Origin of the sequence: Sinorhizobium sojae CCBAU 05684 (assembly GCF_002288525.1) — a bacterium.
Taxonomy (GTDB): Bacteria; Pseudomonadota; Alphaproteobacteria; order Rhizobiales; family Rhizobiaceae; genus Sinorhizobium; species Sinorhizobium sojae.
Map to the genome: position 1 here is coordinate 2338946 of NZ_CP023067.1, position 14270 is coordinate 2353215.

The 14270-nt window shown below is 64.8% G+C and carries 14 protein-coding genes; 8 read left to right on the forward strand and 6 right to left on the reverse strand.

Annotation, left to right across the window (positions count from 1 at the left end):
• Positions 1–21: 21 nt before the first annotated feature.
• Both SJ05684_RS11500 and SJ05684_RS11505 read left to right on the forward strand, forming a co-directional pair.
• On the forward strand, positions 22–477 hold the full coding sequence (locus tag SJ05684_RS11500) for a MaoC family dehydratase (RefSeq protein ID WP_034851524.1): 456 nt from the start codon (positions 22–24) through the stop codon (positions 475–477).
• A complete protein-coding gene (locus SJ05684_RS11505; protein WP_034851485.1) occupies positions 474–953 on the forward strand; it encodes a MaoC family dehydratase in 480 nt (159 codons plus the stop codon). The genes SJ05684_RS11500 and SJ05684_RS11505 overlap by 4 nt, the downstream gene beginning before the upstream one ends.
• 15 nt (positions 954–968) lie before the next feature.
• On the opposite strand, the gene SJ05684_RS11510 is transcribed toward SJ05684_RS11505, so the two are convergent.
• The gene (locus SJ05684_RS11510; RefSeq protein WP_034851487.1) at positions 969–1511 is read right to left on the reverse strand and encodes an adenine phosphoribosyltransferase; all 543 of its coding nucleotides are present in this window, start codon (positions 1509–1511) and stop codon (positions 969–971) included.
• Between the two features lie 414 nt (positions 1512–1925).
• Here SJ05684_RS11510 and SJ05684_RS11515 point away from each other — a divergent pair, with 414 nt between their 5' ends.
• Positions 1926–2111 carry a DUF1059 domain-containing protein gene (locus SJ05684_RS11515; RefSeq protein ID WP_034851489.1) on the forward strand — a complete coding sequence of 62 codons (186 nt, stop codon included), beginning with the start codon at positions 1926–1928 and terminating at the stop codon, positions 2109–2111.
• A gap of 120 nt (positions 2112–2231) precedes the next feature.
• On the opposite strand, the gene SJ05684_RS11520 is transcribed toward SJ05684_RS11515, so the two are convergent.
• Genes SJ05684_RS11520 through SJ05684_RS11530 form a run of 3 tightly spaced genes read right to left on the reverse strand, consistent with a single transcriptional unit; the run spans position 2232 to position 4740 of the window.
• Positions 2232–3491 (reverse strand): CCA tRNA nucleotidyltransferase, encoded by a 1260-nt coding sequence (locus tag SJ05684_RS11520; RefSeq protein WP_034851491.1) that lies wholly within the window; start codon positions 3489–3491, stop codon positions 2232–2234.
• The gene (locus SJ05684_RS11525; RefSeq protein WP_034851493.1) at positions 3488–4120 is read right to left on the reverse strand and encodes a CoA pyrophosphatase; all 633 of its coding nucleotides are present in this window, start codon (positions 4118–4120) and stop codon (positions 3488–3490) included. The genes SJ05684_RS11520 and SJ05684_RS11525 overlap by 4 nt, the downstream gene beginning before the upstream one ends.
• The gene (locus SJ05684_RS11530; RefSeq protein ID WP_034851526.1) at positions 4117–4740 is read right to left on the reverse strand and encodes a DUF1285 domain-containing protein; all 624 of its coding nucleotides are present in this window, start codon (positions 4738–4740) and stop codon (positions 4117–4119) included. Before SJ05684_RS11530 ends, SJ05684_RS11525 begins: the two co-directional genes overlap by 4 nt.
• A 204-nt stretch (positions 4741–4944) precedes the next feature.
• On the opposite strand from SJ05684_RS11530, the gene SJ05684_RS11535 reads away from it, so the two are divergent.
• The 4 genes from SJ05684_RS11535 to SJ05684_RS11550 are packed head-to-tail and all read left to right on the forward strand — an operon-like array spanning position 4945 to position 11769.
• Entirely contained in the window at positions 4945–5958 is a 1014-nt protein-coding gene (locus SJ05684_RS11535; RefSeq protein ID WP_034851495.1) for an AAA family ATPase, read from the forward strand.
• Between the two features lie 3 nt (positions 5959–5961).
• Complete coding sequence (locus tag SJ05684_RS11540) at positions 5962–6882, forward strand: DUF58 domain-containing protein (protein WP_034851497.1); 921 nt, start codon at positions 5962–5964, stop codon at positions 6880–6882.
• Entirely contained in the window at positions 6879–9692 is a 2814-nt protein-coding gene (locus tag SJ05684_RS11545) for a DUF4159 domain-containing protein (protein WP_095694256.1), read from the forward strand. Before SJ05684_RS11540 ends, SJ05684_RS11545 begins: the two co-directional genes overlap by 4 nt.
• A 7-nt stretch (positions 9693–9699) precedes the next feature.
• Positions 9700–11769, forward strand: a complete 2070-nt coding sequence (locus SJ05684_RS11550) for a membrane protein (protein WP_034851642.1) — start codon at positions 9700–9702, stop codon at positions 11767–11769.
• Positions 11770–11849: 80 nt separating this feature from the next.
• On the opposite strand, the gene SJ05684_RS11555 is transcribed toward SJ05684_RS11550, so the two are convergent.
• Positions 11850–12401, reverse strand: coding sequence for a GNAT family N-acetyltransferase (locus SJ05684_RS11555; RefSeq protein WP_034851530.1), 552 nt, complete (start codon positions 12399–12401; stop codon positions 11850–11852).
• Positions 12402–12663: 262 nt separating this feature from the next.
• On the opposite strand from SJ05684_RS11555, the gene SJ05684_RS11560 reads away from it, so the two are divergent.
• Entirely contained in the window at positions 12664–13641 is a 978-nt protein-coding gene (locus SJ05684_RS11560; protein WP_034851531.1) for a glutathione S-transferase family protein, read from the forward strand.
• A 72-nt stretch (positions 13642–13713) separates the two neighbouring features.
• On the opposite strand, the gene SJ05684_RS11565 is transcribed toward SJ05684_RS11560, so the two are convergent.
• Complete coding sequence (locus tag SJ05684_RS11565; RefSeq protein WP_034851532.1) at positions 13714–14181, reverse strand: NUDIX domain-containing protein; 468 nt, start codon at positions 14179–14181, stop codon at positions 13714–13716.
• Positions 14182–14270: the final 89 nt, after the last annotated feature.

Consider the following 14270-nt stretch of genomic DNA (forward strand, 5'->3'; position numbering starts at 1 on the left):
CCGATGAGCACCGAGCCCGCGATGCTCTATTTCGAGGATTTCACGCCGGGGCGGCGCTTCGACTACCGGCCGATCGCAATCCGGGCTGCCGACATCATCGCCTTCGCCAGTGAATTCGATCCTCAGCCGATGCATCTCGACGAGGAGGCCGGTCGGCGCAGCATTCTCGGCGGCCTATCCGCTTCCGGCTGGCACACGAGCGCGATCGGCATGCGGATGATGATCGATGCCTTTCTTGGGCGGTCCGCCTCGCAGGGGTCGCCCGGGATCGACTTCATGGACTGGAAGAAACCGGTTCTGGCCGGAGACGTGCTCTCAGGCTTCAGTCTGGTCATGGAATCGCGCCCGTCGACGTCGAGAGCCGGCATCGGCTTTGTGAAATTCCGCAGCGAGCTTACCAACCAGCGTCGCGAAGCGGTTGCGGTCTCGGAAGCCTCGATCATCATTCGCCGCCGTGATGGGGGCATGCGGCCATGACGACTCTGGAGCAACTTTACGCCGCCGGCCGCAAGGTCGCGATCGGCAGTCTGACCTTTGCGGCAGAAGACATCATCCGCTTTGCCCGCGACTTCGATCCGCAGCCGTTCCATCTCGACGAGGAGGAGGCCAGGCATTCGCTTTTCGGCGGTCTTTGCGCCTCCGGCTGGCACACCAGCGCCGGATGGATGAAGTGCTTCGTGCAGTTCTGGAATGACGAGGCCGGGCGTCTTGCGGCCGAGGGGCTCCGGGCGCCGAGGCTCGGCCCCTCCCCCGGCTTCCGCAATCTCAAATGGCTGAAGCCGGTCTATGCCGGCGATACCGTGACCTACGCCGTCGCCCTGCTCGAAGCCCGTGCGCTTGCTTCGCGCCCCGGCTGGAGGATCAACACGCTCCTCTGCGAGGGCGAGAACCAGCATGGCGAAGCCGTGATCCGCTTCGAAAGCAAGGTCATCGAATTCACGTCAGGCGCATAAGCGCTCCCGGTTGCACTAATGCCCCTCGAAGGAGATCAGCGTGCGGACGTCGACGCCCAGCGCCTCGAGCTTCTTGCGCCCGCCGAGTTCCGGCAGATCGATAACGAAACAGGCGGCGACGATCTCAGCGCCCATCTGAAGCAGAAGCCTGGCGGCGGCTTCGGCGGTTCCGCCGGTGGCAATCAGGTCATCGACCAGGATCACCTTTTCGCCGGGCACGATCGCATCCCTGTGCATCTCCATCTCATCGACGCCGTATTCGAGACTATAGGCGATCCGGACCGTCTCATGCGGCAGCTTGCCCTTCTTGCGGATCGGTACGAAGCCGGCGGACAGCTGATGCGCGATCGCGCCCCCCAGGATGAAGCCGCGCGCCTCGATGCCGGCGACCTTGTCGACCTTGGTGCCGGCATAGGGGTGAACGAGTTCGTCGATCGCGCGACGGAACGTCTTCGGATTGCCGAGCAATGTGGTGATATCGCGGAACATGATGCCCGGCTTCGGGTAGTCCGGAATGCTCCGGATGGCGGAAATCAGTTCCGATTGAACAACAGTCATGACCTGGAGGATGCCCTTGCGAATTTTGAGAATGCCGAAGCCATAGCATCAACAAAGCGCAGAATTACAGGAATTTCTTCGGCTCCCAGCCAGACTAAGGTTTCGCAGGCCGGACCGCAGCTGTCGATCTCTCCTGCCGGGCATCTCCGCCACGAGGGTCGATATAGGCCAGAAGCGCGCCCCTCCCGCAACCGCGCATTGGCTCGAATGTGCCTCGAGAATTTGGCCGAACCCCGGAGTTGATGTTAGGCTTGTCGCCGGGTTGCAGCCGATTGCGGCGCTGCCCATTTGCAAAGCGAACCAGAGCGGGATGAGGGTGTCGGCGGACCTTCCGCTCGCATCCCGCTTCGACTTCTTGGAAGGGGGCCGGCGCTCGGCGCATCCGTCGCCACGGCCCAAAGAAGGAGGAACACCATGCGCTTATTCGAATGCGGTACGCTCGTCCCGGGTTGCGATTGGCACACCCGCGCCGACAATGATGCGGAAATCGTACGCCGGGTCGTCGAGCATATGCGCGAAACCCACGGCGAAACGATCATCCGCGAAAATATGGTCGACAACATCAAGGCGCGCATCGTCGACGAGCCACAGGCTGCGTGACGGCAGGACGCCACTTACAGCGCCGCGCGTCTTATCAGACGCGCTAAGGTCGCTGTAGCACTTTGAATTGCTGCGTGTCTTTGTCCTTAAATCGAGGTCGATTATAAGAGACATGCATGCTCAGCGCGCCTGCACCAGGGATTCGAGCCGGGCGACGAGCGTTGCCCGGTCGACGCTGAAATTGCGCTCGATCCAGAAATTCTCGAGTTGCGAAAGCAGAGCGCCGACCTCTGGCCCCGGCGCCACGCCCGCCTTCAAGACGTCGGCTCCATTCAGCGGAAAGGCCGGTCTCTGCCATTTTTCCGCACGCACCAGCAGCCGCTGAAAGGCGGCCGTCTCGGCAAGGTAGGCCGGATCGGTCTCCGCCTTGCGGCGGGCGGAGGCAAGTGAAAGCCTGAGCCGGGCGACGATCCCCTCGGCGCCGTGTCGGTAGAGCTCGCGATCGAGGGCAGCATCCGGCAGGGCGGCGGCAATTGCCGGCGCCTCGGCGAACCGGACGAGACAGGCCGCTTCAGCCTTTGAGAGACGCAGGCGCTCCGCCAACGCCTCGAGCCTTTCCGCGTCGGGAGGGACGATCGCCGTTAGCCTCAACAGCGGATCCGGCGCCCAGGAGAAAGCCTTCTCCGCGGCAATCAGGCCCGGGATGGCGTCGATACCCCATTTTTCGGTCTCCGGCAGCACTTCGCCGAGCACGCCCGCCTGGCGCATCCAGAGGAGTGCGCGGCCGGGATCCTCGGCTGACAGCAGCTTCTTCATCTCGGTCCAGACGCGCTCGGCGGAAAGCGTCGCAAGCTTGGCGCGCGCCTGGGCGCAGGCCCTGAGGCCCTCCGCGTCCGGCCGGCCGCTGCCGTAATGGGCGAAGAACCGGAAGAAGCGCAGGATACGCAGATAATCCTCGGCGATCCGTTCGGCGGCATTGCCGATGAAGCGCAGCGTGCGGCTTTCGATATCGGCCAGGCCGCCGACATAGTCGAAGATCTCGCCTTGGCTGTTCGCGTAGAGCGCATTGATCGTGAAGTCGCGGCGCGCCGCATCCTCTTTCCATCCGGATCCGAAAGCGACTTCGGCGCGCCGGCCGTCGGTCGCAACGTCCTCGCGCAAAGTCGTCACCTCATAGGGCGTGCCATCGATGACGAGCGTAACGGTGCCGTGGTCGATTCCCGTCGGAACCACCTTGATTCCGGCGGTCCTCGCCCGTTCCGCGACGTCCTCGGGGTGCCATGTGGTCGCGAGATCGACATCGCCCCCGGGCAGGCCGAGAAGGGCATTCCGCACGGCGCCCCCAACGACCCGCGCCTCCCCGCCGTCAACGTTCAGGAGTTCGAAGACGCGGCGCAGCGCGGGTGCCTGGAACCAGGGCTCGGCGGCAATGGAGGTCATGCATAAAGCCTTTCATAGAGCATGCGGACGATGCCCGCAGTGATGCCCCAGATGTTTCGCTCGCCATAGGGCATGCGGTAGAAATGCCGCTCGGCACCCTCGAAATGGCGGCTTCCGCGCCCGTGGTTCTTCGGATCCATCAGGAAGGAGAGCGGCACCTGGAACACGCTTTCGACTTCGACCGGATTGGGCGTCAGCTCGAAACCCGGTTGCACCACCGCAAGCACCGGCGTGATGCGGAAGCCGGAAAGGGCCATGTAATGCGGCAGGCGGCCGATGGGCTCGACGAAGCGAGGATCGAGCCCGATCTCCTCCTCGGCCTCTCGAACCGCCGCCATCTCGACGGAGGGGTCTTCGGGATCGACGGCCCCGCCCGGGAAGGCGATCTGGCCGGAATGCTTGCGTAGTGTCGAGGTGCGCTGGGTGAAAATCACGCTCCCATCGTCGCCGTCGTCGACGACCGCGACGAGGACCGCCGCGTCCTTCAGATGCAAGGTCTCGAGGTAAGGCACGATGCCGGGATTGAGCAGAAAATCGCCATGGTCGCGCCAGGAGGTCTCGATTGGCCCGCCGGTCTGCGCCCGCGCGCGGCGCCGGAACTCGTCGGCGGAAAAGAACGGATGACTCATCGGCACAGCGCTTCCAGTTCCGCCGCCGGCATGATCGGGAAAACGGCCCCGGCCGAGCGGACGCAGAACATCTCGGTCCCGTCGATCTGGACCTTCTCGCCGAGTTCGACAAGATCGTACATGACAGGCCGGGAAACGAGCGCCTCCAGACGGCCGCGCACATGCAGATAAGGTTTCAGCTCACTAGTTTCGCCGTGGATGACGAAGCGCAGCGGATGGCCTGGGCCTGCCTCGACCACATCGCCGACATTGGTGCGGAAGGTCAGGACATTTGCACCATCCCGCGCGGTCACGCTCATCTCCACCGCAATGAAAGGAGCGTCGACGACACGGATGCCGACCTTTTCCACCGGCGTGACGAGATAGGTTTTGCCGTCCTCGTCCTTGCGCAGCACCGTCGAGAACAGCCTGACGAGCGGCTGGCGGCCGATCGGCGTGCCCATGTAGAACCAGGTTCCATCGCCGCGGATTTCCATGTCGATGTCGCCGCAGAAAGGCGGGTTCCAGCGTTCCACCGGCGGCAGTCCCTTCGCCTCCCCGCCCGTCTGGCCGGCCGCGCGGGTAATCAACGCAGCGAGGCCCGCCGCGTCACCCGTCTCCTGAATCTTCGCCTCTGCCATCGTTCTGTCCCGTTTGGTCTCGATCTTTCCCTGGAGCATAGCGCGTCCGACAAGGCTTCGGGATGCCTGACCGCTTGGTGGCTCACGAGATAGTGCGTTAGCAGCGGCTTGTCAGCCGTCTGCCAGAGTCTAAATTGAAAAACAGGAACCGAAGGTTCGAACGACCGCGATTCGATCCGGAGCGTATGCGTGGGGAGACAGGCGATGAGTGTTATGAAAGGCGCGACGGAAGTCGCCGACGAGAAGGCAATCGTCGCCGCTGCGGAAGCCGCGCTCGGTGAGATCGCGCGCATCCGCGCTGAGGTCGGCAAGGTGATCTTCGGCCAGGAAAACGTCGTCGAGCAGACGCTGCTCGCGGTGCTGTCGGGCGGCCATGCGCTGCTCGTGGGCGTGCCGGGCCTCGCCAAGACCAAGCTTGTCGCGACCCTCGGCACGGTCCTTGGCCTCGACAACAGCCGCATCCAATTCACGCCCGACCTGATGCCTTCGGACATCCTGGGCTCGGAAGTGATGGACCAGGACCAGGCCGGCCACCGCTCCTTCCGCTTCATCGCCGGCCCGATCTTCACGCAGCTTCTGATGGCCGACGAGATCAACCGCGCTTCGCCGCGCACCCAGTCGGCACTGCTGCAGGCCATGCAGGAATATCACATCACCATTGCCGGCGCCCGCAAGGACCTGCCACAGCCTTTCCATGTACTGGCGACGCAGAACCCGCTCGAACAGGAAGGCACCTATCCCCTTCCCGAAGCGCAGCTCGATCGTTTCCTGATGCAGGTCGATGTCGGATATCCGGAGCTAGCCGCCGAAAGGCAGATCCTTCTGGAGACCACCGGCGTGTCGGAGGCGGAAGCTCGCCCCGTCATCAACGCCGCACGTCTCCAGCAGCTCCAGTCCCTGATCCGCCAGATGCCGGTTGGCGAGAAGGTGGTCGACGCGATCCTCTCGCTCATCCGCTCCGCCCGGCCGGGCAACGGCAATGCGACGACGGACAAGAATGTCGCCTGGGGACCGGGACCTCGCGCCGGACAGGCGCTGATGCTTTGCGCCCGCGCACGCGCCCTTTATGATGGCCGGCTGGCTCCGTCCATCGACGATATACTCGCCCTTGCCGAACCCGTGCTGCAGCATCGCATGGCGCTGACCTTCGCCGCGCGCGCCGAGGGCAAGACTGTACGCGACGTCATCGGCGATTTGCTAAAGCGAGCCAAGGGATAAAGCATGGCCGCGATCGGGGAGATAGTTGCGCGTACGCCTTCCGGCGAGGTTCTGTCGCGCGCCCAGCAACGCGCGATGCTCGTCCCCGACTGCCTCGTCGAGGCGCGCCGGATCGCCAATACGGTGATTTCCGGCTGGCACGGCCGGCGCAAGCGCGGCATCGGCGAGAATTTCTGGCAGTTCCGCCCCTATAGCCAGGGCGAAAGCATGTCGCGCATCGACTGGCGCCGCTCCGCCCGCGACGACCACACCTATGTGCGCGACCGCGAATGGGAAGCGGCGCACACGATCTGGCTCTGGGCCGATCTCTCGCCCTCGATGATGTACAAGTCGACCCTCGGCCTGGTCTCGAAGGAAAGCCGCGCGCTGGTGCTGATGCTGGCGCTCGCGGAGATTCTCGCGCGCTCCGGCGAGCGGATCGGCTGTCCGGGTGTCATGGAGCCCGTCTCCGCGCGCAATGCCGCCGAACGTCTGGCAACCGCAATCATGTTGAGCCCGCTCGCCGAGGGCCTCCCCGATACGGGCATGATCCGAAGCTCGAGCGATCTGGTCCTGATCGGCGACTTTCTCGATCCGGCGGACATGGTGATGGAGCGGCTCGGCCCCGTCGCGCGCCGCGGCCTGCGCGGTCATGTGGTCGAGATCGCCGACCCGGCCGAAGAGGTCTTCCCCTATGCCGGGCGCACCGAGTTTACCGATCCCGAAACCGGCGCGAAGCTGACGGCCGGTCGCGCCGAAATTCTGCGGGAAGACTACCAGCGCGCCTATCGCGCGCGCCGCGACAGCCTCGGCGACGGCCTGCGGCATCTCGGCTGGACCTTCATTCCGCATAGGACAGACCGACCGGCCTCCGAGGCGCTGGTCGCCGTGCATATGTATCTTTCCGGCATGCCTTCCCGCGCGACCCACGGAGGGCTCCTATGATCGGCGGCCTCCCCTTCGCCTTCGCCAATCCGGTGATCCTGACCGCGCTTCTGGCCCTGCCCGTCATCTGGTGGCTGTTGCGCATGACGCCGCCGCGCCCGGCGGCCGAGGTGTTTCCGCCGCTGCGCATTCTCGCCTCGGTGATCAAGCGCGAGGAGACGCCGTCGAAGAGCCCCTGGTGGCTCACGCTCATCAGGATGCTGATGGCCGCCGCCGTCATTCTCGCAATCGCCAATCCGGTCTTCAACCCGCGCAGCAACACGCTCGCCTCCTCCGGTCCGCTTCTATTGCTGATCGACAACAGCTGGGCGACCGCGCCGGACTGGGAACGACGGGTCGAGGCAGCCTCGGCATTGATCGATGATGCGGAGGCAAGGGACGTGGCCGTGTCCATCGTGCTCACCGGCGACCGGCAGCATGATGCCACTCCGGGATCGGCGCCCGCTGCGCGCACCCGATTGGCGGCCGCCGCGCCCACGCCGCTTCCGGCGGACCGGCGATCGGCCCTTGCCGCGCTTGAAACAGCATTCGCCGATACCGCGCCGGGGAGCGCAGCCTTCATCACCGACGGCATCGAAACGGGCGATGCCCAGACCATGCAGGCACTTACCGAACTCGGCGCGGCGGATGTCCGGGTGATCGAGGCGGACGGCTCGCAGGCAGTGGCGATTACCGATACGAGCAATGAGTCGAGCGGCATGTCGGTGACGGCAACCCGCCTGAAGACGGACGCGAGCCGGTCCCTCCCGCTTGTCGCCTATGACAGCCGCGGCCGCGCGATCGCGGAAGGCTCGGTCGATTTTGCACCCGGCGAGGGAGTTGCGAAGGGGACGATCGAGGCTCCTTTCGAACTGCGGAACGACTTCGCCCGCGTCGGCATCGAAGGCGCGGCCACGGCCGGCGCGACACACCTTCTTGACGACGGCTTCCGCCGGCGCCGAGTGGCGCTTTTGAGCGGAGAGGCCCGCGACCGGTCACAACCGCTCCTTTCGCCGCTCTACTACATCAATCGCGCGCTTGCCCCCTATGCCGATCTCGTCGAGCCGCGCGAGACCGATCTCGCCATCGCCATTCCCGAACTCCTCGAGCAGCGCCCATCGGTCCTGATCATGGCCGATATCGGCCGCCTGCCGGAGGAGACCTATCCTCTGATGACAAAATGGATCGAAAATGGTGGCACGCTGATCCGCTTCGCCGGTCCCCGGCTTGCCGCAGCTCCTGCTGACGATCCGCTGGTTCCGGTAACGTTGCGCCAGGGCGAGCGGGCGCTCGGCGGCGCCCTTTCCTGGGCGGAGCCGCAGCCGCTCGCCGACTATCCGGCCAACGGCCCGTTCGCCGGAATGGCACGGCCGACCGACATCCTTGTGAAGCGGCAGGTCCTGGCAGAACCGACGGCCGATCTGGTGGAGCGTACCTGGGCGAGCCTCGCCGACGGCACGCCGCTGGTCACGACCGCGGCCCGGGGTACCGGCCGCATCATCCTCTTCCATGTCAGCGCGGAAGCGACCTGGTCGAACCTGCCGATCTCCGGCGATTTCGTGGAAATGCTTCGCCGCAGCGTCCAGCTGTCACGCAGCGGCGGCGTCACCGGCGAGACCCAGGCGGTCAAGGCGCAGGCACTCGCACCTTACCGCCTTCTGAATGCCGAAGGCGTGCTGGTCGCCGAAACCGGCACTGCCCGCCCGCTCGAAGTGCAGCCCGGCCAGGAGCCGGTCGCGACACCGGACAATCCGCCCGGCCTTTACGGCTCGGAGGACGGCTTCACGGCACTGAACTTGCTGCCGCGCGATGCGGAACTGAAACGCATCGACATGACGACGGCCGGCCCCTACACCCCGGAGCGGCTGGTCCAGGCGGAAAGCTGGTCGCTGAAGCCGGCGCTTCTGACGCTCGCACTGCTGCTGCTGCTTGCCGACGCCATTATCGTCCTGTTCATGGGCGGCGCCTTCTCGCGCATCCGCACGGCGCGCCCGGCGGCGGCGCTCATCTGCCTGCTTGCCGGGGCCGCGCTTCTCCTTCCGCCGCAGGCCTTCGCGGATGACTCGCGTCCCGGCGACGATCGCATTCTCGAGCGGCTGGACACGACCCATCTCGCCTATGTCGTCACCGGCGAGGACGAGGTCGACCGGCTCTCGGAGAGCGGCCTCAGGGGGCTCACAAACTACCTGACTTATCGCACGACGCTTGAGCCCGGCGCCCCCGTCGGCCTCGACATCATGAGGGACGAGCTCAGCATCTACCCGATCATCTATTGGCCGATTTCGGCGACAGCCCCGATGCCCAGCCCGCAGGCGGTGAGCCGCATCGATGCCTATATGCGCGCCGGCGGCACCGTGCTCTTCGACACGCGCGACCAGTTCTCCTCGCTCGGCGCCTCGTCGAGCGGCACGAGCCCGAACACCGATCGCCTGCAGGCGATCCTCGCCAATCTCGACATACCGCCGCTGGAGCCCGTACCCACGGATCACGTTCTGACCAAGGCCTTTTACCTGCTGACGAATTTTCCCGGCCGCTACAACGGCAGCCCGCTCTGGATCGAGGCGCAGTTGGACAACCGCGAAGAGGAAAGCAACCGTCCCGCCCGGCCCGGCGACGGCGTGACGCCGATCATGATTACCGGCAACGATTTTGCCGGCGCCTGGGCGGTCGATTCGAGCGGCATCGCGCTGTTGCCGACGGTGCCGCCGGACGAGATGCAGCGGGAATATTCCTTCCGCTCCGGCGTCAACATCATGATGTACATGCTGACCGGCAACTACAAGGCCGACCAGGTGCATGTTCCCGCTCTGCTCGAGCGGCTCGGGCAGTGAGGCCGCGATGACGATCGACTTCTCGCCTCTCCTCCCCTGGCCATATCTGGCGGCACTGATACTGGCGGCAATTGTCCTGGCCGCCTTCGGTCTCTGGCAGCGCGTACGCGGCGCCTCTTTGCGCACCGCCGCGCTCGCGGCCTTCTGCCTTGCGCTTGCAAACCCCGTGCTGTTCCAAGAGGAACGCGAACCGCTCTCTACGATCGTCGCCGTCGTCGTCGACCGCAGCCAGAGCCAGGAGAATGCCGACAGGCGCGAGCAGACCGACCAGGCGCTGGCCGGCCTCCAGGAGCGCCTCGCCCGCTTCCCGCAAATGGAGACGCGCATCGTCGAGGCGGCGGATTCCGGGGAAAACGACGCGCCCTCGACTAGGCTTTTCGATGCGCTCGCAACGGCGCTCGCCGACGTGCCGCCCTCGCGCGTCGGCGGCGCCATCTTCATCACAGACGGCCAGGTGCACGATGTGCCGGATGTGAACCAGACCCTCGGATTCAACGCACCGCTGCACGGGCTGATCACCGGAAGACCCGATGAGTTCGATCGGCGTATCGAGATCGTCAGCGCACCCCGTTTCGGCATTGTCGGCGAGCAGCAGAACCTCACCTTCCGCGTAGTCGACGACGGCACGGCCCCGGGCGGCAGCGCGGAAGTGACGATCCGCCTCAACGGCAATGAGATCGCGATCGAGCGCGCCGAGCCTGGCACCGAGGTGCCGTTCAGCTTTACCGTCCCGCGCGGCGGCAACAATATTCTCGAATTCGCGGTCAATCCGGTCGCCGGGGAAGTTACGGAGGCGAACAACCGCGCCGTCCACGTGATCGACGGCATTCGCGAAAACCTGCGCGTGCTTCTCGTTTCCGGAGAGCCGCATGCCGGCGAGCGCGCCTGGCGCAATCTGTTAAAATCCGATGCCGCCGTCGATCTCGTCCACTTCACCATTCTCAGGCCGCCGGAAAAGCAGGACGGCACGCCTATCAACGAGCTGTCGCTGATTGCCTTCCCGACCCGCGAGCTTTTCGTCGACAAGATCAGCGAATTCGACCTCATCATCTTCGACCGCTATCAGCACCGCGGCGTGCTGCCGATCCTCTACTATGACAACATCGCGCAATATGTGCAGAACGGCGGCGCTCTGCTGATCGCGGCCGGCCCGGAACATGCCGGCGACGATTCGATCGCGGCAACGCCGCTGTCGGCCGTCCTCCCCGCAAACCCGACCGGGGTCGTGAACGAAACGGCCTTCTTTCCGCGCCTCTCGGAGGACGGCAGGAAACATCCGGTGACCAGGGGGCTCGAAGGCGCAGAGAGCGAGCCTCCGGCCTGGGGGCGCTGGTTCCGCACGGTCGATGTCGACAGGCCGCTCGGCCAGACGGTGATGGAGGCTGCGGACGGCCGGCCGTTGCTGGTGCTCAACCGGGTCGGCAAGGGGCGCGTCGCCATGTTGCTCTCCGACCAGGGCTGGCTCTGGGCCCGCAATTTCGAAGGCGGCGGCCCGCATATTTCGCTCTACCGCCGCACCGCGCACTGGCTGATGCAGGAGCCGGCCCTCGAGGAGGAGGCGCTGACCGCACGTGCTTCGGGTCGGACGCTGGAAATCACCCGCCAGACGATCGAGGGCGATCCGGGCCAGGCAACGCTCACTCATCCCTCCGGCCGCTCCGAGGAAATCACGCTGACGGAACGGGAGCCGGGTCTTTACAAGGCGGAGGTCAGGACTGACGAGATCGGATTGTTCGAGATCGCCAATGACGAACTGACGACGCTCGTGCACGTCGGCAATGTCAATGCACCGGAATTCAAGGCGGCGATTTCGACGGAGGAAAAGTTGGAACCCTGGGCCGAGAAGACCAAGGGGACCCTCCGCCGCCTGGCGAGTGCCGACGGTCCGGTCGACCTCCCCTCGATCCTGCCCGTCCGAGGCGCCGTGCGCGTCGCCGACGACCAGCGCCTGTCGCTGAAGATCACCGACGAGACGGTGCTCAAGGGCGTCAATTCCCTGTCACTGTTCTCCGGCCTCCTGGGCCTCGCGGCACTGCTCTTCATCATCTCGGCCACGTGGTACCGAGAGGGGCGGTAAGGGGCATCGCGAATTCGGGCTTGCGCGCGGTGCTGCACGAGACCGAGGATGGAGAAGGGAAGTGCAGCCCAGTCAGGCGATCAGGCGGCGGCCTCCCCCGAGGCGCGGATGGCGACCTCGGAAGCAATGCTGTCGTCCCGCCAGGCGATCACGCCTTGCAGCCGCGCGTGAACATCCGCAGCGATCGGCACAACCAGCACCCGCGCCGGGTCGACAGGCCCGGGGAACTCAAGCGCGCCGTACCGCACCTTCTCGAAACCGAGCGGCTGGTAGTAGGGCGGGTCGCCGACGAGGATGACCGCCTCGGAGCCCTTCCGCCGCGCCGCTTCGACGGCGATGCGCACGAGCTCCCGGCCGATACCCTTGTTCTTGTGCGACGGCCGAACCGCAAGGGGTCCGAGCAGATGCCCCCGCACGGATCCGGCGATCACCGGGGTCATCCTGACCGACGCGATCGTTTCGCCATCGTCGGCGCATATGAAGGACAATGCACGGTCGTGCGGTCCCTGCTCGCGGATTCGCGCGGCGGCGCGGGCAAACCGGCCCGGACCAAACGCTTCTTCATTGATGATTTCGATGGCTGCGTCGTGGGACGCGTCTTCGGTCAGATAGACGAGATTGTGCTTTTTCATGGATGTCGAAAACCAGCATGCGAACAGACAAAATGCAATGGCTCACCCCGAAAGGGCGTTGGCTGCATCAGCGTCGTCGCAGGTTTCCCGACTGGATCATGGGTATCGATCATTTCCGTAAGTGAAAAAGCGTTCCGCCGCCGATAGCAGAAAATTGCCTCCTGTCAAAGCCTAAAACGCACTGTTCGAAATTTGACCCCTATCTGCGGCATCCTCAAGCGTTATCTATGAACGAAAGCAGGATCAGGAAGGGAGATCTGTGATGGGCAGGCTGGTGGACGGCGTCTGGCAGGACGTCTGGTACGATACCGTCGAGACGAATGGCCGTTTCAAGCGCAGCGTTTCGCAGTTCCGCAACTGGATCACCGCCGACGGCTCGCCAGGCCCGTCCGGCGAAAGCGGCTTCAAGGCCGAGGCAGGTCGCTACCATCTCTACGTCTCGCTCGCCTGTCCCTGGGCGCACCGCACGCTGATCTTCCGCAAGCTGAAGAAGCTGGAGGAGATGATCTCGCTCTCGATCGTGGACCCGCTGATGCTCAGCAATGGCTGGGAGTTCAAGCGGGAGAACGGCGGCACGGTCGACCACCTCTTCGACTCGCGCTTCCTGTGGCAGATCTATGCTCGCGCGGACAGCAGTTATTCCGGCCGTGTCACCGTACCTGTCCTCTGGGACAAGCAGCGGGACACGATCGTCTCCAACGAGTCGGCCGAAATCATCCGGATGTTCAACTCGGCCTTCGACGGTCTCACCGGCTCGACGCTGGACTTTTATCCCGAAGCGCTCCGGACCGAGATCGATGCCCTGAATGCGCGCGTCTATGATGCGGTCAACAACGGTGTCTACAAATCCGGCTTTGCCACCACGCAGGAAGCCTATGAGGAGAGCGTCACCGCCCTCTTCGCCATGCTCGACGAGCTGGAAGATCGCCTCCGGTCACGGCGCTACCTTTTCGGCGATAGTACAACCGAGGCCGACTGGCGCCTGTTCACGACATTGGTCCGCTTCGATCCGGTCTATGTCGGCCATTTCAAATGCAACATCCGCCGCATCGCCGATTATCGCAATCTCTCCGGCTATCTGCGCGACCTCTATCAGGTTCCGGGGATCGCGGCGACCGTCGACCTGACCCACATCAAGCAGCACTATTATCGCAGCCATAGAATGATCAATCCCACCGGCATCGTGCCGGTCGGTCCGGAGATCGACCTTGCGGCTCCGCACGGGCGGGATCGCCTTTAGATCGGGATGAGGAAACTCTGCGCGCAGTCCGCCGCAAAGGCGGCCCCGCACAATTTTTGATGCGCCAAGCCGCTACCAGAACGAATCCGGCTCTGCCGTTCCGGCCAGTTCGGCAAGCCGGCGGCGGGTCGCGGGCGTCGTATCCTCCGGCAAGGCGTCGAGGGCGAAAAACTCCGCGGCAGAGATTTCCAGGTCAGCGCGTTTCGGCCGGTCCTGCCGCACATGGTTGCAGCGGAAGAAAATCACGTGATCGCGCCTGCTGGTGCCGCGGTTGTAATAGACCTGCACGAGCGCCGGCGGACTCGTAAGTTGGAGATTGCCCTCTTCCCTCAATTCGCGGACAAGCCCCTCGACCGCGGTTTCGTCGCGATCGAGGCCGCCACCGGGAAAGTGCCAGCCAGGCAGATAGGAGTGCCTGACCAGGAAGAGCCGCCCCTCATCGTCGAAACAGGCGGCCCGCACCCCAAGCGTCATGCCGCGCGAGAAGGCGAAATAGCCATGGGCGAACCGGGTCAGCAGGCGGAGCCGCCAGCTCTGCATCTCGCTACTCCTTTTACGATCGAACACAGGCGACAGCCGCGCTGTCGCGATTCGGGATAATCCTTTCAAATGATTCCCCTTTCACCGAA